22 protein-coding genes, 1 tRNA gene and 2 pseudogenes are annotated in these 20,028 nt (G+C 70.0%); 10 read left to right on the forward strand and 15 right to left on the reverse strand.

Features of this window, described 5'->3' with window-relative positions:
- Positions 1 to 3 precede the first annotated feature (3 nt).
- Positions 4 to 885: a sporulation protein gene (locus tag ACFPZI_RS14625; RefSeq protein ID WP_381363164.1), complete on the reverse strand. Its 882-nt coding sequence runs from the start codon at positions 883 to 885 to the stop codon at positions 4 to 6.
- 140 nt (positions 886 to 1,025) lie between these two features.
- Between ACFPZI_RS14625 and ACFPZI_RS14630 the strand changes: the two genes are divergently transcribed.
- Positions 1,026 to 1,148: a hypothetical protein gene (locus ACFPZI_RS14630; protein WP_381363166.1), complete on the forward strand. Its 123-nt coding sequence runs from the start codon at positions 1,026 to 1,028 to the stop codon at positions 1,146 to 1,148.
- Between the two features lie 168 nt (positions 1,149 to 1,316).
- Here the strand turns inward: ACFPZI_RS14630 and ACFPZI_RS14635 are convergent, their stop codons facing one another.
- On the reverse strand, positions 1,317 to 1,619 hold the full coding sequence (locus tag ACFPZI_RS14635) for a zinc-ribbon domain-containing protein (RefSeq protein ID WP_381363168.1): 303 nt from the start codon (positions 1,617 to 1,619) through the stop codon (positions 1,317 to 1,319).
- Positions 1,620 to 1,816: 197 nt separating this feature from the next.
- On the reverse strand, positions 1,817 to 2,440 hold the full coding sequence (locus ACFPZI_RS14640) for a TetR/AcrR family transcriptional regulator (protein WP_381363170.1): 624 nt from the start codon (positions 2,438 to 2,440) through the stop codon (positions 1,817 to 1,819).
- Between the two features lie 75 nt (positions 2,441 to 2,515).
- Here ACFPZI_RS14640 and ACFPZI_RS14645 point away from each other — a divergent pair, with 75 nt between their 5' ends.
- Both ACFPZI_RS14645 and ACFPZI_RS14650 read left to right on the forward strand, forming a co-directional pair.
- Positions 2,516 to 3,358, forward strand: coding sequence for a class I SAM-dependent methyltransferase (locus ACFPZI_RS14645; protein ID WP_381363172.1), 843 nt, complete (start codon positions 2,516 to 2,518; stop codon positions 3,356 to 3,358).
- A gap of 30 nt (positions 3,359 to 3,388) precedes the next feature.
- The gene (locus tag ACFPZI_RS14650; protein ID WP_381363174.1) at positions 3,389 to 3,565 is read left to right on the forward strand and encodes a hypothetical protein; all 177 of its coding nucleotides are present in this window, start codon (positions 3,389 to 3,391) and stop codon (positions 3,563 to 3,565) included.
- Between the two features lie 46 nt (positions 3,566 to 3,611).
- On the opposite strand, the gene ACFPZI_RS14655 is transcribed toward ACFPZI_RS14650, so the two are convergent.
- The gene (locus ACFPZI_RS14655; RefSeq protein ID WP_381363176.1) at positions 3,612 to 4,163 is read right to left on the reverse strand and encodes an EF-hand domain-containing protein; all 552 of its coding nucleotides are present in this window, start codon (positions 4,161 to 4,163) and stop codon (positions 3,612 to 3,614) included.
- A 146-nt stretch (positions 4,164 to 4,309) separates the two neighbouring features.
- Here ACFPZI_RS14655 and ACFPZI_RS14660 point away from each other — a divergent pair.
- Positions 4,310 to 4,672 (forward strand): annotated as a pseudogene (locus ACFPZI_RS14660) (site-specific integrase); the annotation flags it as partial.
- Positions 4,673 to 4,711: 39 nt separating this feature from the next.
- On the opposite strand, the gene ACFPZI_RS14665 reads toward ACFPZI_RS14660, so the two are convergent.
- A complete protein-coding gene (locus ACFPZI_RS14665) occupies positions 4,712 to 5,704 on the reverse strand; it encodes a GlxA family transcriptional regulator (protein ID WP_381363177.1) in 993 nt (330 codons plus the stop codon).
- A gap of 52 nt (positions 5,705 to 5,756) precedes the next feature.
- Here ACFPZI_RS14665 and ACFPZI_RS14670 point away from each other — a divergent pair, with 52 nt between their 5' ends.
- Entirely contained in the window at positions 5,757 to 6,152 is a 396-nt protein-coding gene (locus ACFPZI_RS14670) for a cupin domain-containing protein (protein ID WP_381363179.1), read from the forward strand.
- Positions 6,153 to 6,247: 95 nt separating this feature from the next.
- Here ACFPZI_RS14670 and ACFPZI_RS14675 read toward each other — a convergent pair.
- From ACFPZI_RS14675 to ACFPZI_RS14690, 4 genes and pseudogenes are all read right to left on the reverse strand, one after another.
- A pseudogene (locus ACFPZI_RS14675) lies at positions 6,248 to 9,298 on the reverse strand (Tn3 family transposase).
- Between the two features lie 132 nt (positions 9,299 to 9,430).
- Positions 9,431 to 10,345 carry a hypothetical protein gene (locus ACFPZI_RS14680; RefSeq protein WP_381363180.1) on the reverse strand — a complete coding sequence of 305 codons (915 nt, stop codon included), beginning with the start codon at positions 10,343 to 10,345 and terminating at the stop codon, positions 9,431 to 9,433.
- A 289-nt stretch (positions 10,346 to 10,634) separates the two neighbouring features.
- Positions 10,635 to 10,784: a DUF397 domain-containing protein gene (locus tag ACFPZI_RS14685; protein WP_381363181.1), complete on the reverse strand. Its 150-nt coding sequence runs from the start codon at positions 10,782 to 10,784 to the stop codon at positions 10,635 to 10,637.
- A complete protein-coding gene (locus ACFPZI_RS14690) occupies positions 10,741 to 11,655 on the reverse strand; it encodes a helix-turn-helix domain-containing protein (protein WP_381363227.1) in 915 nt (304 codons plus the stop codon). The genes ACFPZI_RS14685 and ACFPZI_RS14690 overlap by 44 nt, the downstream gene beginning before the upstream one ends.
- Positions 11,656 to 11,832: 177 nt before the next feature.
- Here ACFPZI_RS14690 and ACFPZI_RS14695 point away from each other — a divergent pair, with 177 nt between their 5' ends.
- A complete protein-coding gene (locus tag ACFPZI_RS14695) occupies positions 11,833 to 12,327 on the forward strand; it encodes an ATP-binding protein (RefSeq protein WP_381363182.1) in 495 nt (164 codons plus the stop codon).
- Positions 12,328 to 12,500: 173 nt separating this feature from the next.
- Here ACFPZI_RS14695 and ACFPZI_RS14700 read toward each other — a convergent pair whose 3' ends face one another.
- Together ACFPZI_RS14700 and ACFPZI_RS14705 are read right to left on the reverse strand one after the other, a co-directional pair.
- Entirely contained in the window at positions 12,501 to 12,917 is a 417-nt protein-coding gene (locus ACFPZI_RS14700; RefSeq protein ID WP_381363184.1) for a PIN domain nuclease, read from the reverse strand.
- A gap of 2 nt (positions 12,918 to 12,919) precedes the next feature.
- Positions 12,920 to 13,138, reverse strand: coding sequence for a type II toxin-antitoxin system VapB family antitoxin (locus ACFPZI_RS14705; RefSeq protein WP_381363186.1), 219 nt, complete (start codon positions 13,136 to 13,138; stop codon positions 12,920 to 12,922).
- A gap of 393 nt (positions 13,139 to 13,531) precedes the next feature.
- On the opposite strand from ACFPZI_RS14705, the gene ACFPZI_RS14710 reads away from it, so the two are divergent.
- Positions 13,532 to 13,810 carry a hypothetical protein gene (locus ACFPZI_RS14710; protein WP_381363188.1) on the forward strand — a complete coding sequence of 93 codons (279 nt, stop codon included), beginning with the start codon at positions 13,532 to 13,534 and terminating at the stop codon, positions 13,808 to 13,810.
- 174 nt (positions 13,811 to 13,984) lie between these two features.
- On the opposite strand, the gene ACFPZI_RS14715 is transcribed toward ACFPZI_RS14710, so the two are convergent.
- On the reverse strand, positions 13,985 to 15,289 hold the full coding sequence (locus ACFPZI_RS14715) for a cation:proton antiporter (RefSeq protein WP_381363190.1): 1,305 nt from the start codon (positions 15,287 to 15,289) through the stop codon (positions 13,985 to 13,987).
- Positions 15,290 to 15,945: 656 nt separating this feature from the next.
- Between ACFPZI_RS14715 and ACFPZI_RS14720 the strand changes: the two genes are divergently transcribed.
- Both ACFPZI_RS14720 and ACFPZI_RS14725 read left to right on the forward strand, forming a co-directional pair.
- Positions 15,946 to 16,389, forward strand: coding sequence for a DUF6325 family protein (locus ACFPZI_RS14720; RefSeq protein ID WP_381363192.1), 444 nt, complete (start codon positions 15,946 to 15,948; stop codon positions 16,387 to 16,389).
- Between the two features lie 18 nt (positions 16,390 to 16,407).
- A complete protein-coding gene (locus tag ACFPZI_RS14725; RefSeq protein ID WP_381363194.1) occupies positions 16,408 to 16,695 on the forward strand; it encodes an SHOCT domain-containing protein in 288 nt (95 codons plus the stop codon).
- A gap of 672 nt (positions 16,696 to 17,367) precedes the next feature.
- On the opposite strand, the gene ACFPZI_RS14730 is transcribed toward ACFPZI_RS14725, so the two are convergent.
- The 3 genes from ACFPZI_RS14730 to ACFPZI_RS14740 all read right to left on the reverse strand — a co-directional run bounded on the left by ACFPZI_RS14730 (position 17,368) and on the right by ACFPZI_RS14740 (position 19,333).
- Positions 17,368 to 17,441 (reverse strand) — tRNA-Pro (locus tag ACFPZI_RS14730).
- Between the two features lie 33 nt (positions 17,442 to 17,474).
- Positions 17,475 to 18,278, reverse strand: coding sequence for a Pr6Pr family membrane protein (locus ACFPZI_RS14735; protein ID WP_381363196.1), 804 nt, complete (start codon positions 18,276 to 18,278; stop codon positions 17,475 to 17,477).
- A 128-nt stretch (positions 18,279 to 18,406) separates the two neighbouring features.
- Positions 18,407 to 19,333, reverse strand: coding sequence for a metallophosphoesterase (locus ACFPZI_RS14740; RefSeq protein ID WP_381363198.1), 927 nt, complete (start codon positions 19,331 to 19,333; stop codon positions 18,407 to 18,409).
- A gap of 176 nt (positions 19,334 to 19,509) precedes the next feature.
- On the opposite strand from ACFPZI_RS14740, the gene ACFPZI_RS14745 reads away from it, so the two are divergent.
- Positions 19,510 to 19,974 (forward strand): GatB/YqeY domain-containing protein, encoded by a 465-nt coding sequence (locus tag ACFPZI_RS14745; protein ID WP_381363200.1) that lies wholly within the window; start codon positions 19,510 to 19,512, stop codon positions 19,972 to 19,974.
- Positions 19,975 to 20,028 lie beyond the last annotated feature (54 nt).

Below are 20,028 nucleotides of genomic sequence, written 5' to 3' on the forward strand. Positions count from 1 at the left end.
CTCTCAGCCGATACCCGACCCGGAGGAGTGCGGTCCGCCATGCCCGTACGCACTGTCGCTGCCGTACGCCTCCCGGTGCTCGACCAGCTCGCGCACCCAGCCGTCGACCTCGGTGGTCCAGTCGCGGGCGTCGTCGTGGCCCACGGTGAACCGGCTGAGCGCGTCGTGCCCGGTGTCGTCGCCGCCGCCCGCGTTCGCGCCGCCCCGCTTGTCGGCCTCCAGGACGACGTCGATGCCGCCCGGGTGGGTCAGGAAGGTCAGCTCGATCTCCTCCACCCGGTCCGCGTACGAGGGCGCCGGGGTGAGCCCGATCTCCTGGTGGAAGGGCAGCCGCTGCCCGGTGCCGCCGATGCGGCCGTGCTCGAGACCGGCGGACCGCAGCCCGTACCCGAGCCGCCGGAACGCGCCGAGGATCGCCTCCTGGGCGGGCAGCGGGCCGACACCGAGCGGATCGAGGCCGGGGTCGGGATCGGGGTCGAGGTCGGGGTCGTTGCCGGCCTCCGGGTCCTGTGCCCCGGCGACCGCCAGCTCGGTCCGTACACCGAGCTGGACGTCCAGTTCCCGGCCGTCCAGCTCGGTGACGGGTGTCTCCCACGGCAGCGTCACCCCGAACGGCACGGTGCGCGCCTCACCCTCGTCCAACCGGAACCCACCCCCGATGGCAAAGCGCTCGAACGACACGGCGACCCCCCTCCCGCCCTCCCCGTCCCGCACCCGGGCCACGAGTTCAAGGGCCACCTGCTCGACGTCGAACGCGGTGTCGCCGCCCACGAGCCGCACCTGCCCGGCGAGCGTCCCGCCGGGCAGGACGGGCCCCGGCTCCAGCACCGTGTCGACCGAGGGCCCGCCCACACCCGGCGAACCGAGCAGCCGCTTGAACACCATCGAGGCATCCGCTCCTTACCTGTCACTTGCGTACACCCGCTGCGTACACCTGCGTGCAGCTGCGCACAGGGAACAACCGCGTGGAGCATAGAGGGGTTGCCCGGAAGGGGCCGTGCAGCCGCTGTGGTTATCATCCGGGCATGACCATGCCTGAACAGGTACTTGACGCGGGCCGATTCGGCACCGGGGCGAAGTGGCTGGTCGTCGGCGCGCTGGTGGTCCTGTGGGTGCCGGCGTGGTTCGTGGCGATTCCGGAGATCTGAAGGCTCCTCGACCGCGCCGAGGTACTGGGAGCGGCGGCCCTGGCCTTCGCGTTCACCCGCCCGCCCCGCCACCAGCCCCGCTGGATCCTGCCCTGGTCCCCGTCGCCGTGGCCGCCCCGTGGGCCGCCCTCGCGGGTCCGTACTTCTGAGGACCCGCGGCGTGCGGCATCACTGCTGGTACGGCTGCTGGTGCTGCTGGGGCGGCTGTCCGTACGCCTGACCGCCGCCGGGGCCGCCCGCGGCCTGCGCCTGCAACTGCTCGGCCTGCTCCGCGGTCACCTTCGCCTCGGCGCCGCAGAAGGTGCACTGTGTCGCGTACTTCGTCGAGACCGGGAACAGCGGCACGAAGAACAGCGTGAACTTGGTGACCCGCTTCCTGAGCGTGTGCGCGGAGGGATTCCCGCACTGGGAACACACCAGCGTGAGTATCGCGAGCTGGTAGAGGTACCCCTTGGTGCCAAAAATGATCATGCCGCCGCTCCTGTCCCGGGCCGCCGCCCAACCGCCCAACCGCCCAACCGTCCACTGCCACTGCCACTGCCACTGCCACTGCCACTGCCACTGCCACTGCTACGAAAGTACTGCTCGTAAACCGTTTCCGGCCCGGCGTACCGGCGATCCTGCCGGACTGCCCTGCTTGACTGCTTCAGTGCCGGACGGCTCGGCTCTCAGGCCAGCAGGTGGGAGCCGAGAGTGTCGCGGGCCCAGCGCTCCCACTTGTCCGCGGGCCAGGCGCGGTCGCGGGTCAGCACCAGGAAGAGTTCCGGGCTGAGCAGGGCGTAGACGATGTCCGCGGCTTCTTCGGGGGAGAGGCCGGGGCGGGCGCCGGGCTTCCCGGCCAGGGCCCGCGCGGCCGTCGAGAGGACCGTGTACCGGGGGTCGGTGGTGTCCGGCCACAGTTCGCGGATCTCCGGGTTGGTCGCGGTCGCGGCACGGACCATCTCGTTGATGGCCGCGACGCGTTCGAGGGTCCTGCGGGCACCGGCGACCAGGACGGCCAAGGCCGATTCCGCGGTCGGCGCGGTCGTGACCTCATCGAACCAGGGCCGGTCCATCGTGGCCAGGGGCTCGTCGTCACCCGCGACGGCGACGTCGACCAGTTCCTTGAGCAGCGAGGGCTTGTTCCGGAAGACGAAGTAGATCGTCTGCACCGCGACACCTGCCCGGTCGGCGATCTCCTGCAGCTTGGTCGCCCCGTACCCCTGCTCCACGAACAGCTCGGCGGCCGCGTCGATGATCCGCCGCCGCGTCTCCCGGGCCTTGTCGCCCCGTTTTCCCTTGACGTCCGCCATGCCCGGAGCTTATATCTGGAGTTGAACTCTAGAGCTGAACTCTAGTAGCCAATTCTCCTCACCGGAGGTACGCCCGTGCACACCGTCGCCAACCGTCAGCAGGCAGAGGCATGGAACGACTGGGAGGGCATCCACTGGGCCGAACACGCGGAGCGCTACGACGCGATGATGGGCGCGTTCAACGCACCCCTGTTCGCGGCCGCCGGCATCGCGGCCGGCCACCGGGTCCTGGACGTCGGCTGCGGCGCCGGCCAGACGACGCGCCTCGCCGCACGTCAGGCGCATGACGGAGAGGCCGTCGGAATCGACCTGTCCGCGCCCATGCTGGACCGCGCCCGCCGTGACGCCGCCGCGGAAGGCATCGGCAACGTCACCTTCGTACAGGGTGACGCCCAGATGCATCCGCTGTCCGGCCGCGACTTCGACGTCCTCCTCAGCCGCGGCGGGGTCATGTTCTTCGCCGACCACGTCGCGGCCTTCACCCACCTGCGCCACTCGCTGGCACCCACCGGCCGCCTCGCGTTCCTCGGCCCGCAGCCCGGGGGCCCGGACAGCGCCTACGCCCGCGCGACCGCCGCACTCTCCCCGTTCCTGCGCGAGGCGTCCCCCGCGGCCAGGGGCATGGGGTCCCTGCTCGACTCCGCCCGCATCCGCGAGGTACTCACCGCCGCCGGATACACCGACATCGACGTGACCCCTGCCGAGGCCCCCATGACCTTCGGCACCGACGCGGCCGACGCCACCGACTTCATCCTGGCCATGGGCCCGGTACGCCACAACCTGCGCGACGTCGCCCCGGAGACCACCGCCCGCATCCGCACCGAACTGCGCGAGGCGCTGGGCGAGTTCACCACCCCGGACGGCGTCCGGATCCCCGGCCACGTCTGGATCGTCACGGCCGCCGCCCAGGCGAGTTGATCCGCGGTCTCCGCGGTCTCCTCGACCTCCGTGTCCGCCGCATCGCCGGCGGCGCAGCACTTCGACGAACTCGCCGCCCTGGCACGGAAGGTGACGGCGGAGGCCCGCTGCGGTGAGCACTTCGAGACGATCTCGATGACTCGGCGTGCGGTTGTGCAGGCACGGCGACGGCCGCCCGCTGGGACCGAACTCCAGGGGCGGCCGTAGGAGGCTCCCGGTCGAAACTGGCGAACGCCGGAAAAGCGGGTGCGGGTCAGACGTGTCCGAAGAACAGGCTGCCCGGTGCGTCCGGGTCGTTCGAGAGGAAGTGCTCGCGGACCGCGCGGATGAACTCCTGGCGTGAGATGGCGCCGTCCCCGTCGGTGTCCAGCTTGGCGAACATGTCCATCGCGTCGGGCGCGTCGCTCCTCCACACGTCCCTCAGGAAGCGGGCGAACTCGTCCTTGCTGATCTCGTTGTCGCCGTTGGCGTCGATGACGTCGAAGATCGCATGGCCGCCACCCTCGGTCACGTTGAGCCGGCTGGTGTCGATGACCGCGAGGCGGTTGGCCGTGACGAACTGGTCCTTCGTGAGCCGCTCCCCCTCTACGCCCGCGTGGCGCAGCAACTCCAGGAAGTAGATCTGGGTGAAGGTCTGGATAGCCCTGGCCCGGCGGTCGTCCTTGCCGAGCCGGTACGCCTCGATGTAGCGGTCGCCGAGCTTCTTGTAGTCCGTCCAGTCCACGTAGCCGTCGTGGTTGGCGTCCATGGAGTCGAAGGTGCGCTCAAGCTTGGTGGTGACTACGTCCTGAGTCAGGGTGGTCATGTGCCGAGTCCTTCCGTGATCTTCTCTTGCGGTTCCCCAGCGTGAGGCAAAGCGCCCTAAAAGCACATCAAAACACGCATATGGCACACGATGGAGTGATCACCCCTCGCATCCAGCCGCTCGCCAGGCATGCGAGCGGCCGGACGCGGCTGCTCAAAGGCCGCAACCGCGGGCCGGTGTTCGTCACCCACCGCCGCCCCGGACCGGGGAAGGTCGTCAGCCCCCGTGACATCTGCCCGGACACCGGCTTCGCCCGGCTGTCGTACGGTCAGGCCCGCGCGCTGCTGGACGAGCACACCGCCGTACGCGGGCCCGGGACGGGCTGGGATCTGCACGAGTACCGGCACTCCTCCCTGACTCATCTTGGCGAGGCGGGGGCGTCCCTGCTGATGCTGATGGCGAAGTCCCGGCACAAGAAGCCGGAGAACGTCCGCCGCTACTTCAAGCCCTCCCCGGAGGCCATCGCCGAGCTCACCAGCCTTCTCGCCCCTGGCGATAGTCGACGATGAAGCACGTTCTCGTGGTTCGCCGGAAGGGGATGCCCGCCGTCAATTCACCTCCGGCCCGAACCGGCGCTTGTATGCCGACGGAGTGATGCCGGTCTCGCGGCGCATCAGCGTGCGCAAATTGGCAGCGGTGCCAAGCCCGCTGCGCCGTGCGACCGCCTCGAAACGGGACTCACCTCGCTCGATCAACCGGCACGCCAGGGCAAGTCGTTCCCCCGTGAGCCACGTCAACGGCGTCGTGCCCAGTTGCGCCTGGAAGCGGCGATGCAGCGTCGCCGGACTGACCACCGCACGCGCCGCAAGGTCAGACACGGTGAGCGGTGAGTCCAACCGTTCCTGGGCCCAGGCCAGGACAGGTGCCAGGGACTCGTCCGGCAGGTCGGGCATGGGGCGCTCCACAAACTGCCGCTGCCCACCGTCCCGGTGCGCCGCGAAGACCAGTCGCCGGCTCACAGAGTTGGCGACCTCCGCGCCGTAGTCGCGGCGGACCACATGCAGCCCAAGATCGAGCGCAGCCGCGCTTCCCGCGGCGGTGAGGATGTCACCGTCATCCACGAACAGCACGTCAGATTCGAGCCTGACGGAGGGGAAGCGGGCCCGGAAGGAATCCGCCCACTGCCAGTGCGCGGTGGCCCGGCGCCCGTCGAGGACCCCGGCCTCGGCCAGTGTGAAAGCGCCGCTGCAGAAGCCGACCAGGCGCGCGCCGCGTGCGTGCGCCCGTCGGACGGCATCCAGCACGGCGGGACGGCGGGGTACCTCGATGTCCGGGCGGTTGGGGACGATCAAGGTGTCCGCCACGTCGGCCGCTTCCAGATCGGCGACTCCCGTGAGCGTGAAGAATCCGTCTCGCATCAGGGTGCGGGGCTCGGGGGAGCAGAGCCTGAAGTCGTAGAGATCACGGCTGATCTCCGGTCTGCGTAGGCCGAAGATCTCGGTGGCGCAGCCGAGCTCGAAGGGGTTCGAGTTCTCGTCCACGATCACGACGACCCGGTGTATGCCCGCCGCGTGAACTGCGTGCGAGGATTCTTTCGCCATGTGCAATTCCTAGCACTCACACCGGCCATGCGAAACGGCTCAGGATGAGCCCATGAGTAACGAACCCATCCCCCTCAGCAAGGCTCTGGCCTCCTTCGATGCCCTGTGGAGCCCCCGCATCGTCACGCGCGTCAACGACTATGACGTCCGCATCGCCAAGGTCGAGGGCGAACATATCTGGCACGTCCACGACGAGACCGACGAGTTCTTCCTGGTACTCGACGGAGAGCTGCACATCTCCTTGCGCGAGCCCGCCGGGGAGCGCACGGTCCTGCTCCCACAGGGTGCGGTCTTCACGGTCCCCCGAGGCACAGAGCACAAGCCGTACGCTCCGTCCGGCGCCGCAATCCTTATGTTCGAGCCCGCCGGGACACCGACCGTGGGCGATCGCCACGACGAGATCCCGGATCACGTGGACTCAACGACCGGGCACGCACTCAACACCTGAACCGACAGGCTTCGGGCGCGCGCCCCTTCCAATGGCGTCAGCCCGTCACCGGGTCGGTTCCGTTCACCGACTGCCCGGCGAGAGCGGCGCGGGACTCACTCCTCGGCGGTGTCCGGATCGCGCAGGGGGCGCATTCCGCCGGGCAGGTCGGGGAGCTGGAAGGAGTACCGGCCGAGCATGTTGACGTGATGCCGGACGAACGGCGAGAGGCGGGCCAGGTCCTCGTCACGCACGTCGAATCCGTCCGCCCGCAGCTGGGTGACCGCGGCGTCCATGTACCGCGTGTTGAACAGCACGAGCGCATTCAGGACCAGGCCCAGGGCGCCGATCTGGTCCTCCATGCCGTCCTGGTAGCGCTGGTAGAGCTGCCCGGCCTTGCCGTGAAAGATCTTCCGGGCGAGCGCGTGACGGCCTTCCTGGAGATTGGCCTGCACCTTGATCTGGCGCCGGTATCCGGGCTCGTCGGCCAGGCGCAGGATGTGCAGGGTCTTCGCGATCCGCCCGTAGTGCGATCGCGTCCCCCAGCTGGGTCGGCCTGCCGTCGCGGGAGAGCATCCGGATCACGTCGTAGGCGCGGACGGCACCGGTGTGGATGGAGCCGATGATCCGCAGGATGTCCTCCCAGTGCCGCTCGATGCGGGCCAAGTCGACCCGGCCGCGGGCCGCGCTCTGGAAGGCGCCGTAGTTGGCGGAGCGGTCGATGCGCCACATCTTCTGGTCCGGCAGGTCGGCCGGCTGCGGCGCGTACGCGAACCCGGCCAAGGTCAGGAGCCCGAAGACGATGTCGCTGTACGAGGTGGTGTCGGTGACGATCATCTCCGGACGCTTGCCGCCGTCGCGGTCGTAGAGGACGTCCAGCACGTACAACGAGTCACGTGGGGTGCCGGCCACCACCTTCCCGCCGAGGCCCGCCGCCTGGTCGTTGATCAAGTTGAGCCAGGTGGCGCCGCCCCGGCGGCCGAAGTACTTCGGGTTCGGCCGGGCGTACACCGACGGCACCGGCACCACGAACCGCATCCCGTCGACGGAGGCGACCAGGCCGCCGCCCCACGCCTGGGCAAGACCGATGGACGCCTGAGTTTGGATCAGCGTCGCGTTTGCGGCCCGGTACGTCGCGAGCCGCAGATACGTCTGGTCGACGTGGGACAGCCGCCCGTACTTCAGCGCGTCGATGCCTCCGATGACCGGGGTGTATCCCACGTTGCAACCGTGTGCGACCAGCAGCGCCGCGATCGTCACGGGCAGGTCCCTGAGACGGGCCTCGCCGCCGGTAACCGAGGTGAACGCCTGGTCGGCCCCGGTCCAGGAGAACACCTCCAGCAACACCTCGGGCAGGTCGACACGGGGCAGCATCGCGTTCACCGCCGCCCGCAGGTCCAGCAGCGACGCCGGTTCGGGCTCCGGCTCCAGGGCGGCGAAGTGCAGCCGTCCATCGTCGTCGAACACGATCTGCGTGTTGTCCGGCAGCCGCCCGGCGACCTCGCGATACGTGCCGTCCAGCAGAGCCGCCCGCGCGGTCAGGTGCTCGCCCGCCCCCGCGGGCAGGTTGAGCGAGGCCAGCACAGTGGGCTTGGCCTGCTCCCACGCCTCACCGGCCGGCAGCTTCGCCCTGGGATCACCCCACTTGGAGGAGTTCTTCGCGAACACCTCCCGCCGCCGCAGCATCCGGTGGAACTGCTCCAGAATGCAGAACGTGTACGCCTTCCAGTCCACGGTGCCCGGCTCCAGGTGCGGCGCCGCCAGGACCAGGCGCCGCCAGGAGCCGACGAGCAGATCGGTGTCGATCTCCCTCGGGTCGACCTTCTTGCGGCCCATCAGATCCGGCAGCGACTTCAGCGCAGTCAGCACCGGCAGCCCTTCCGGGGTCGCTCCAAAGTCGACGACCTTGACCAGGAGCTTGAGGAACGGACGCACGGTGCCGAACCGGTTGACCAGCATCGCCCGCCACGCCTCGTCCGCATCGGAGTCCAGCGGCGGAGTCAGCTCGAACAGGGCGGCGATCGCGGCGGCCAGCTCGTGACGCGGCACCCCCGCCTCGATCCGCTCCCACATCGCCGTCAGCGTCTCCACCTTCGGCGGGCTGACCTCCCCAGTGTCGGTGTCGACCTGCTCGCTCGTGGTGTCGAAGACGACCTGGAACGCCGTCGCCAGTTTCGCCCCGGCCCGCTCCACCTTCGGCAGCGTCTTGATCTTCTCCTTGACAGTCTCCCGCTCGGCCTTGGCCAGCAGCTTCGTCGCGATCAGCACCTCCAGCAGGTCCAGCGCGTCGTCCACGGCCCTGGTCGTCAGGTAGACCGCGGTGGCCAGCAGCGTCGCCAGGCGGCGCGAGTCGCCGTGCCGTTTGAGGAGCGACGCCTTGCCGTCCACGCCGTACCGCGACAGCTCCGCGAGACGCCGCGGCGGTATCCCCGACACGTCCAGCGCACGCATGTCCAGGTCGGCGATCTCCTCGGCCCGGTCCAGGGCCCACTTCATCTGTGGGCCGGACACCCGCACCGGCCCGCGCCGCAGCCGGTCCAACTCGGAGACCCGCCCACCGGGCGGCACGGTCAACAGGGAGTCCAGCACCGCCCGCTGGCCGATGCTCAGCATCCCGTACAGGGTGTCCCACAGCCGCTGGTTCGCCGCCTCCCGCATCGAGGCGACCAACCGGGTCAGCGTAGTCACGCCGGGCGGCAACACCCGCCGCTCCCGCAGCTGTCCGACCGCCGCGTCGAACAGGGCCTTCGGGCCCTCGCCCGTCGTCCAGGCCCGTGCGTCCACCCAGGTCCGCAGGTCGGCCTCCGTCTCGGCGAACTCCTTGTACTCCAGGACCCGCCGCAGCCCACGTACGTGCTCCAGACGGGTGTTCTCCCGCTCGCCATAAGCCTTCAGTACCGACACCTCGCCGATGTCGAGCTGCTCGGCGAGGTAGTCGACGACTTCCGCCGGCACGTCGGTGGGGTCGTCGAAGAACACCCCCAGATACCGCGCGGTAGTCAGCTGTAGCGCGTAACCCAGGCGGTTATGGGACCGCCGCTTGCCTTCGATCAGTTCCCGGTCCGCATCGTCCAGGAAGAAGAAGCGCTCCAGCTCCGTGCGGGACGGCGCCCGCGAAACGCCGCGTACGCGGCGGCCTGCTCATCCGTCAAAAACTCGACCGGCACCCCGGACCTCCAAACAGTCGATCAACAACGACTGCCGAAGCTTCCGTTGCCACAGAAGCCCAGGTCAAAGCCTCCCTGAGCGCCACCGGGGCTTAGCACCGGTTTTCGTTCCGATGTTCCTCAGCCCCCGACTCAGGCAGCGGCGGGCAGCTTCTCCTCGCGCCGTCGGCAGTCCCGGCAGCGGGCGGGCACCGGTGCGCGGAAGGCGCGCTCACAGCCGTCGCAGGTCTGGAACGGCAGTACGGCCGGGCGGTCGGGGGTCGGCGGGAGAGGTGCCGGGGGCGGCGCGGGCAGGGGCGTCTCCCGGAGGCGGAAGGCGAGGATGCCCGCCGGGCGGGTCAGGAAGTGGTCGGGGAGCCGTGCCGTGAGATGTGCGGTGATCTGGGAAGGCGCGACGCCTGCCGCGAGCCACTGCCCGACGGCCGGCGCCAGCCGCACGGCCTCCCGCTCGGACAGGACGAGACGCGGATCGACGCGGCGCAGCGAGGTCAGCACGGCGATTGCCTGCGGGTCGGCGTCGGAGAGCGACGCCGGTTCCTCCGGCCGGTCCGGAGCGGAGACGGGCGCCTCTTCGATGACGGCTGCCGAGGAGGGCGTCGGGCGCTCCGCTGTGGACGACCTTCGGGGCCGGGGCGGCTTCGGCGGGTCCGGGGGCCCGCCGGGGGCTGGGGGCCCGTCCGGGTCCGGGTCCGGTCCGCCGCCGGGGACGTCGTAGAAGTACGTCCGGGTGCGGATCTGCCCGGAGGGGAGGCGTTCACGGCGGCGTTCCAGGTAACCGGCGGCTTCCAGCTCCCGCAGGGCCCGGGAGATCAGGATCTCCCCCTCGCTGAAGTGCTCGCACAGGGCGTCGATGGATACGGGGGTGCCGGTGGGCAGGGAGAGGATGTACACCCCCACTCCGACGGTGACCGCGCTGCCGGGCCGCTGGGCGAGGGCGTTGGAGATCACGGTGAAGTCGGCGGTGAGCCGGGTGCGTACGTGGATCACGCCGGAGGTCGGTGCTCCGGCGTCGGCGCGCAGGCGCGCGTTAGACTGCGAGTCAGCCATCGGGAAGGTGCTACTTCCTGGTCGGTGAGGCCCTCGTTCGGGATTGCCGTCCCGGCCGGGGGCCGTATCTGTTTGCGGTTGTCGAGCTTGTTGCGGTGAACGTAACCGCCCATGTCCCGCGCCCGCAAGCCGGTCACTCGCACGAGTGACGCGAGCTTTCCGGCGGGGAGGGTGGGTGGGCGGGTAGTTCTTTCCCCCGGTTCTTTCAGGAGGTCAGCGGCCCGCCGGACCCTCGCGGACAAGGACCCGGCGGGCCCGGCGGACGGACGGCTGCCGGAGCCCGGCCGCCTCAGGGACGGTAGGGGCGGTGCTGCCCGTCGCCCTTCAACTCGCCTATGAAGGCGGCCCAGGAGGCGGCTTCGAAGCACAGCGCCGGACCGTACGGGACCTTGCTGTCACGGACGGGCACGACGGCCCGGAACCCGTCGGCCACCTCCACGCAGTTGCCGCCCTCCTGATTGCTGTAGCTGCTCCTGCGCCAGGCGACGCCGGTCGGATCGGGATGGGACCTTCGCTCCACGGTGGTTGTCCTCCATCACGGATCGGATCATGTCGAGCGACATGAGCGGGGGCAGCGCTGCCGCCCGGAGCCGATCGTAGGTCAGCGCGAAATTCCTGACCTCGTCCGGATCCTCGATGAGTTGGCCGTAGTGCGCGCCCTCCGTGTAGGCGGTCTCCGAGCCGTCCGGCAGGGTGAGCACCGTGAGCGAACCGCCCATGACGTCGTGCTCGCCCTGGTCGAACGGCAGTACCTGCACGGTGATGTGAGGTTCCGTCGCGGTCCCGAGCAGTCGCTCCAACTGCTCACGCATCACCACTTGGCCGCCGACGGGACGCCTGAGCACCGCCTCGTCGAGAACCACCCACAGCTCGGGACGGCAGGGCGTGCCGAGGCGCTCCTGTCGTCCCACGCGAAGGGCGACTCGCTCCTCCAACTGCTCTTCGCCGCCCAGCGTTCGACCGACACTCAGCACCGCCCGCGCGTAGCCCTCCGTCTGCAACAGCCCCGGCACCACATGAGCCGCGTACTCGTGAACGGCCACTGCCCGCCCCGAGCACTCCATGAACTTCCGCGACCAGTCCGGGAACGCCTCCCGGTACACGTACGGCCACAACTCGACCAGCAGATCGTCCGCACCGAGTACGACGTCCAGCGCACGGGCCAGCTCCAGCGTCGGCTTCGCGCCGGACGCCCGCTCGATCTGCGTGATCCGTGTGCTCACCACATGCGTCCTGGCGCCGAGTTCGGCCTGGGTCAGTCCGGCCGCAGTACGGAGCCTGCGCACGCGGGCGCCGAACAGCGCCGCCATCGACGTACTCGGATCAATTCCGTTGGCCAAAGCGTCACTTCCGTTCCTTACCGCCTGAAAGGTAATGCTGTGTCACCTTTCGAGCGTAGGGCGATCGGACGACTCTTGTTCACGGAACGTAATGAACCGCGTACATCGCGAGATGTCTCAGCTCAAACGGACAAGGACGGGCAAACTGTGCTGACAGGAACGACCACCCCTGGAGAAGGGCCGCGCCGGACCGCGACCGCTGCCCCACTCGACGGCACTGCACACGAACCCCAGTCCTGGGCCGGGCAGTTCGTCTCCTCACCGCGAGGTGCGCAGCTCGCCCGGCGTCTCGCCGTCCGGCGCATGGAGGACTGGGGCCACCCACCGGAGTCGGACGCGTCGTGCGCGGTCGCTCTGGTCGTCGGCGAACTCGCGGCGAACGCCGTACAGCACGGCAGGGCCCCCGGTCGCGACTTCCGTCTCCGGCTCGCCCTGGACGCGGCTGCGGGCCTGATGCGCATCGAGGTCACGGACGCCGCCTCGGCGAAGCGGCTGCCCTCGACCCCGCCCACGTCGTGCCCGGAGGGCGAGTCGGGCCGGGGCCTGCTCCTGGTGGACACCCTGGCCCTGCGCTGGGGCTCGACACCTCGCCGACCCGTGGGCAAGACGGTGTGGGCGGAAGTGCCCGTAGGGGCAAGCTGATCCCGGCTGACCCCGGAAACCGCTCAGGGCCGACCCGTACCGGCCCCAGGAGGCTCCCGATTTCTCTGGTGAGAGCCCGTTGGTTTCGCTGCGCCTGGAATGGCTCGGGAGGGGAGCCGGGGAGCGCTTCGGCTCTCGAATGGCTCCCGCCCGCAGGGGAGTACGGCTTCCGGTCAGTCGGCTGTGCCTGCCGGGACGACCCAGGCTGTCGACTGCCCCGTAGCGGCGGCGATCATGTCGAAGTCGCCGTCGTAGTGCAGGACGGTCGCCCGGTGGCGCTCGGCGGTGGCCGCGATCAGGAGATCGGACAGGGAGAGGGCTCTCCAGTTTCCGTTGCCGACCAGCATCGCCTGGATCTCGAAGGCTCGGTCCCACGTCTCGTCCGGTGTGGGCAGCCAGTCGAAGCCGCGCATTCCTTCGCGAATGCGGTCGGCGTCGGCCTTGGAGCGCGCGCTGCGCAGGATTTCGAGTTGGACGGCGCCGCAGACGGCGAGCAGTCCCGCGTTGTGCAGTGGGTACAGCACGGCTCGTACGGCGGGCTTGGGGTAGCGCGCCAGGGCAGAGGTGTCGATCAGGTAGTGCTCGGACATGTTCAGGCCGTGTGGTGCGCGTCGGAATCGTCTTCTCGGGCCGGACCGGTGAGGTCGGGGAGCCCTCCTTCGGCCAGCCAATTGAGGAACGATTCCCGCTTGCGGCGCTTGATCGCGTCTTCCAGGGCCGCGTTCACCGTTGCGACCTTGGTGGTCGTGCCGAAGATCCGCGCGGCCTCGGCGAGGTTCTCGTCGTCGATGTCGATCACTGTTCGGGACATGGGTGGCCTCCTTCGCCGGTCCAGCGGTTGATATCAAGTCTGCCGTAATTTGATATCGCTGTCGACCTCGAGGGTGAGGGGCCCTGCACGTGCGGGGTCTTCAGCCGTATAGCGAAGTTACTGAGGTGCCGTGTCTCCTCGCCGGAGAGATGGTTCTCGTTCATTGCGGACGCTCCACGAAGTGGTCGCCGACGCGCAGCGCGTTGAACGTTGGCGATGGCGGTCAGCGAGGGAGTGACGGCCCCGGTCACCGGCGACTCCTCGCCTGCCGCCAGGGCCGCACCTACCAGTACGGGGGCGCTCCGGCTTCTTGTGCCGTTGCCCGGGATGCGAGTGCCCCGGATGCGAGTGCCCGGGATGCGAGGTGGTCACCTGCCGTTGGATGGTGGAGTCATGAACCATCACCAGCCCCTGCAATCGATCGACATCGACACCCGGCTCGTCACGACCGGTGCCGTGCTCACCGCGGCCGGTGCCGTGGTGGCGTGCACCGGCATGGTCATCGCGGCCGTCGCCGTGTTCGCCGCAGGTCGGCGCATGATCCGCGACATGGACGTGCCTCCGGCCCAGCAGGCGGCCATGAAGTGGCAGCAGGCCAAGGAGGCGTCCCGAGCGGGCATACAGGCGTGGCAGTCCGCTTCCGACACCCGCAACGGGTCGCTCGCCCGCTAGCCCAGGCCCGGCCCATGGCTGTTTCAGGCCCGGCCCATGGCTGTGTGAGGCGCGGAAGGAGAGCTGCTGCAACCGCCGACGCCTGCGGAAGCACTCGGCGCGGGGCTGTCTCGCACAGTCTGGGGTTCGCCATCGGCGAGCTCGAACGCCACGGGGGCACAGTCGCCGTGTTCGTCAAGGGCTGTGGGGGCCTCGTATACCGGGGGCGTTGTCGGCGCTGAGTGCGTTCTCCCGCAGGCCCGGTTCGGTGCGGAGCGTCCTGGCGAACCAGTCGCCGTAGCGGTTTCCCAGAAACGGGGCCGTGGCGCCGTGGAGGAGAACGCTCAGGCCCACGGTCACGGCGATGACGCCGTTCAGCAGAGTCGTCCCGGGCAGGTGCTCCGCGAAGGCCAGCAGGCCGAAGACCAGGGAGGCGAGCCCGCGTGGACCGAACCACCCGATGTAGGCGACGGAGGCGGCCCGCAGACCGGTGCCGGCCATGGCCAGCGCGGCCGGCAGCATCCGGACCGCGGTCAGGCTGATCAGCGCGTAGACCACCATCCGCCACGTCAGGTGCTGAAGGGCCGGCCCCAGGATGACCGCGCCGAAGACCAGGAAGCTCACCGAGGCGAGCAGGAGCCCGAGCCGCTCGCTGAACTTCGCGCTCTGCGTGGGACCCGGGCCTTCGGCCCGAGCGGCACGTCCTGACGACGCGCCACGCAGCCGGCTTCCGAAGGCCAGTCCGGCGACCCAGGCACCGATGAAGCCGCTGCCTTCGACCACGGTACACAGCGCGTAGGTGATCACGGGAACGGCGAACGTCAGGAACTGCCGCCACGCAGGAGTGCTCCAGTCCCGAGCAACCGACCAACGCAACACGCCCGCCCCGGCCCAACCGGCGGCGAGTCCGATCGCACCGCTCAGCAGCAGCGCACGCAGGAACGTCACGACGACGCCCGGATGCCCCTCCGCCTCACCCGCCGCCGCCAGCGCCAGCACGAAGAACGGAAGCGCCAGACCGTCGTTCAGACCCGATTCGACGCCCAGGCCGCCTCGGACCAGCACCGGGACCCGCTTGTTGGAGAAAGCCTGCTGCCCGAGCGCGGCATCCGTCGGAGCCAGGATGACGCCGACCAGCGCCAGCTCCCACACGCCCAGACCGGGCAGGAGGGGCCAGGCCACCAGCCACCCCAGCGCCATCGTGACGGGCAGTCCGACCACGAGCAGCCGCAACGGCAGGAACCCCTCCCTGCGCAGGTCCCCGATCCTGATCGCCGCCGCGTCCGTGAACAGCACAAGGGTGAGCGCGCTCTCCAACAGCGTCCGGATGACCTCCGGATCCCGGTCCGCGTTCAACAGGTCCAGGCCCAGAGGTCCGATCGCCAGCCCGCACACGACGAACACCAGGGGCCCGGACAGCACGGTCGTCGACAGCCGCCGCGAGAGCGCCCCGTAGCCGACGACCACGCCACCGGCCACCACCACACCCCACTGGCTCATCCGTACTCCTCACCCGGGACCGGGGTTACCGCCCGGGCAGCTGTGCCGGGGCGACGCGCCACGTGCCCGACCACGCCATCCGTCATGGTCACACAATGACATGACCTCTCACTCTACGTGTTGGTTCGGTCGAGCCGGGGACCCTCGGTCCTGGCACGCAGAGCCGGGGGAAGGGGGCCTTTGCCGGTTCGCGCGAGGCCGCACACCGGCCGAAAGCGGGCCGGTGCCGGCTCTGACCGAGGTGTGCGTGCCGATCGCGGTCGAGATCTGCGCGAATCCTCGCCCACCCGACGGGGCTCGGGGAACGGACGGGCGGACGCCCGGCGGGCCTGACGGCCGCCGTCCGTTCCCGGGACCACAACCCGCAGCAGGGCCGGCCGGAGGGCGGGCAGCCCAGAACCGGCCGACCGCCGCGAACCGCGTCCGAGTCCAGGCCCGCGACGAGCGAGCGGGGCCGAGCTGGACGTGAGGTGGCTCCCTGGGAGTGGACACCAGCAGATCCGCGCGACGCGGCACGCGCGACCCGGGCGGACCAGGCGGACCATGCGGACCAGGCGGGTGAACGGTTCACCGAAGTGCGAACGCCACGGCCCGATGGTGCAATTGGAATACGGGGAGAGCTGCGAGCACCAGACGCGAGCACCAGAGGTGACGCCGTGAGCGACGAAACCCAAGAAGTGGGCCCGATCGACTATCTGGTCGTCGAGTTTCCCGGTAACCGAATGACGGGCAAGGGTTTTCCCCTGCTGGTCGATCTTGTGGACCGCGGCCTGATCAGGATCCTCGACCTGATGTTCGTCAAGAAGGAGGCCGACGGTTCCGTGATCGGCATGGAGATCGCCGATTTGACCGGCGACGGCGAACTCGACCTGGCCGTCTTCGAGGGTGCTTCCTCCGGTCTCCTGGGCCAGGACGACATCGAGGAGGCGGCCACCGCGCTGGAGCCCGGCAGTTCCGCCGGCATCCTGGTCTACGAGAACCTGTGGGCCGTGCCCTTCGCCACCGCTCTGCGCCGAGGCGGGGCCAGGATGGTCGCCTCCGGGCGGATCCCGGTGCCTGCAGTCCTCGACGCCCTCGACGCGGCTGAGGCCGCTCCCTGAGCAGAAGGGAAACAACCCATGTCAGGTCTCATCCGCGGGGTCGCGCGTACCGCCGCCGTCGCCGGAACGGCGACCGCCGTATCGAACCGCGTGTCACGCCGCCAGCAGGGACGCTGGGCAGCGCAGCAGGAATCCGAGACACCCTCGCCTCAGCCGACGTCCCATGCCGCGCAGTCTCCGGCTCCGCCGGCCCCCGACATGACCAGCAAGATCGAACAGCTGAAGCAGCTCGGCGAACTCAAGGCGCAGGGCGTGCTCACCGAGACCGAGTTCGAGGAGCAGAAGCGCAGGATCCTGGGATCGTGACCGGCTCCCGTCGAGGGCTCCACGCGGCTTTCCTCCAGGCACCCTGACGGTGCCGTGGACACGCACCATGATTCAGCCCCGATCGGAGGCACTGCCGAAGCGGTCAGGGACAGACATCGCCATACCGGCGCTGTCTCGGCGCCGCCTGCCACGGGCGCCACGCCGCCATGTGGGCCACTCCCCGTCCTACCCGCCGGTCGCGGCGTCAGGGCGGGGCATTTTGTGGTGCCGGACGGAGGGGACGGTGCCGTGGGCGCATCCGAACGCGGTGCTCACGGTGCAAGGCATCCTCGAAGCCAACGGCGCGAGTGGGCGGCGATGGTGGGCATCGGTGTCACGGAGCAGACCCGTCCCCAGGGGCATCCGCCGGCAGGTGGGGCAGGTGGCCGAGGGCTCACCGACCAGGTGGGTTAAGGGCGGAGAAGGGGGGCGTGGGACACGCAGACCTTCGCGGTGAGCCCGGCGAGCGCTCATCGACACCAGGCCCGTGGCGTTGGCACGAGGTCTCAGCAACTCGTCGAGGGTGTGGCGGGGGCTGCCGCCGACGGCATACGCAGTGATCAGGTGAGTTGTTTGGGAGCCCCCACGGAAACCGGCTCCCAAACGGCCCCACAAACCACCCAGGGGCCCGACCCGCGCTGCGGATCAGGCCCCTGACATGGTACTTCTCTGTCGGGGTGGCGGGATTTGAACCCACGACCTCTTCGTCCCGAACGAAGCGCGCTACCAAGCTGCGCCACACCCCGATTTTCGCTGCTCTCGCGGCGACGTCGTTTACTTTAGCCCACCGGTGGCTGGAGACGAAATCCGGTTTTGGCGCCCAGGGGGACGGGGTTCGGGCGGGTGCGGTCCACGGTGATGAGGGCGAGGGCCAGGCAGTAGAGGGCGACGAGCAGGAGGAGGGAGACGCCCAGGACGTACTGGTAGCCGTGCAGGTCGGTGTCCTGGAAGGGGTAGAGGTGGCGGGCCGGGTCGGCGGGGAGGAACAGTCCGCGGGCCAGGGTGAAGGCCAGGTAGGCCGTTGGGTACAGGAGCCATGCGGGGGCGTGGGCGAGGCGTATGCGGGCCGGCGGGGAGAGGAGCAGCCAGTCCAGTACCGCCGCGATCGGGAGCACGGTGTGCAGGGTGGGAGGTGCGAGCGCGGCCAGTGTGCCGGCCGGGCCGGTCAGGGCTGCCGTCGCCGTCGGGCCCGTCGTCGTGAACGCCGGTGTCGCGTCCGCCAGGAGTACGTGGTGGACCAGGGCTGCCCCGACCACGTACAGCAGCGTCGCTCCGGTCAGGGCGCCAGGGAGAGGGCGGCGGGCGGTCCAGGACCGGCGGGCCGAGGCGAGCGTGACCACGGCCAGCAGGAGCGTGCTCTGGACCGCGAAGTGGCTCAGGACTCGTGTGGGGCTGCCGAGCAGGATCTCGACGGTCACCGCCGCGAGCGCCGCCAGCGCCAGGAGCAGGCGGTACGCCGCTGCCAGGGGTCGGCGTACCGGTGGCACCACGGCTCCCGCGGGGGCGGACGAGGGCAGGAGCTTCGGTCTTCTCCCCGGGATGACGGGGAGGTCAGGGATGTCCCTGGGTATCGGGGTGGTCATGGACCCCAGAGTGGATGAATGACCTGGCCGGGGCGATGCGGGCGGGCCGGACGGGTGACATGGGGGTTGGCTCGGCCGCGTCGGTCCCCGTCCGGCCTGCCCCGGCCCCGTCCGGCCCCTCGGGCCCGTTACTCCCGGCCCACCAGGGTCATCAGCGTCGCCTCCGGCGGGCAGGCGAAGCGGACCGGGGTGTAGCGGTTGGTGCCGCAGCCCGCGGAGACGTGGAGGTAGGACGTGCGGCCCTCGGACGTGTGCGTGGACAGGCCCTTCACCCGGTCGGTGTCCAGGTCGCAGTTGGTGACCAGGGCGCCGTAGAAGGGGATGCAGAGCTGGCCGCCGTGGGTGTGGCCGGCCAGGACCAGGGGATAGCCGTCAGCCGTGAAGGAGTCCAGGACGCGCAGGTAGGGGGCGTGGACGACGCCCATCGAGAAGTCCGCCGTGCCCGACGGGCCGCCCGCCACCTCCGCGTAGCGGTCCCGTTTGATGTGCGGGTCGTCCAGGCCGGTCAGCTCGATCGTGACGCCCTCGATCTTCAGGGTGTTCCTGGTGTTCGTCAGGTTCCGCCAGCCCGCGCCGTCGAAGCCGTCCCGCAGGTCCTCCCACGGGTTGTGGATCACGTTGGCGGCCGGGTCGTTGCCGTTCAGGCCGTGTCGGCCCTGGGCCTTCTCGATCAGGTAGCGGGCCGGGTTGCGCAGCTTGGGACCGTAGTAGTCGTTGGAGCCGAAGACGTACGCGCCCGGGAACTCCATCAGCGGGCCCAGCGCGTCCAGCACCTCCGGGACGCCCTCCGGATCGGACAGGTTGTCGCCCGTGTTGATCACGAAGTCCGGGCGCAGGCCCGCCAGCGAGCGCAGCCAGCGCTGCTTCTTGCGCTGGCCGCTCACCAGGTGGATGTCGGAGACCTGCAGGACGCGCAGGGGGCGCATTCCGGCGGGCAGGACGGGGATCGTCACCCGCCGCAGCCGGAAGGAGCGGGCCTCGAAGCCCGCCGCGTACACCAGTCCGGCGGCGCCGGCCGCCGTGATTCCCAAGGGGATTCCGTATCGCGCGCGCATACGCCCCATCGTGTCAGATCCGGGGGGAGGGGATGTCCGCGGTACCTTTCCGGCGGCCGGCCGGAGCCGGTACCCGTCCGCCCCAACACGCTCGGGGACGCCGGGTCTTGGGGGAGTCCTGGGGCGGGGAGGAAATACGCGGGCGTCCTTCCTCCCCTTCCTGCGACAATCGGGGCATGACCACGCTCAAGTCGAAGCTGCACGACGACCTCAACGTTGCCATCAGGGCGCGCGACGAGCTCAGCTCCTCGACGCTCCGGCTGACGCTCACCGCGATCACCAAGGAAGAGGTCGCGGGGAAGGAGAAGCGCGAGCTCTCCGACGACGAGGTCCTCAAGGTGATCACCCGTGAGGCGAAGAAGCGCCGTGAGGCGGCGGACGCCTTCGCGCAGGGCGGACGTCCCGAGCAGGCCGAGCGGGAGAAGGCGGAGGGTGAGTTCCTCGCGCGGTACCTGCCCCAGCAGATGTCCGACGACGAGCTGAACGCGATCGTCGCTCAGGCCGTCGAGGAGACGAAGGCGGCCGGCGTGGAGGGCCCGCGGGCCATGGGGGCGGTCATGAAGATCGTCAACCCGAAGGTGGCCGGGCAGGCCGAGGGCGGCCGGGTGGCCGCCGCGGTGAAGAAGCTCCTCGCCGGCTGAGCCGGCCGGCAGTGACCGACCGAGCCGGCCGGCAGCGAGCGGCCGGTCCAGCCG

The sequence above is a fragment of the Streptomyces chlorus genome (genome assembly GCF_042655885.1).
GTDB classification, from domain to species: Bacteria; Actinomycetota; Actinomycetes; order Streptomycetales; family Streptomycetaceae; genus Streptomyces; species Streptomyces chlorus.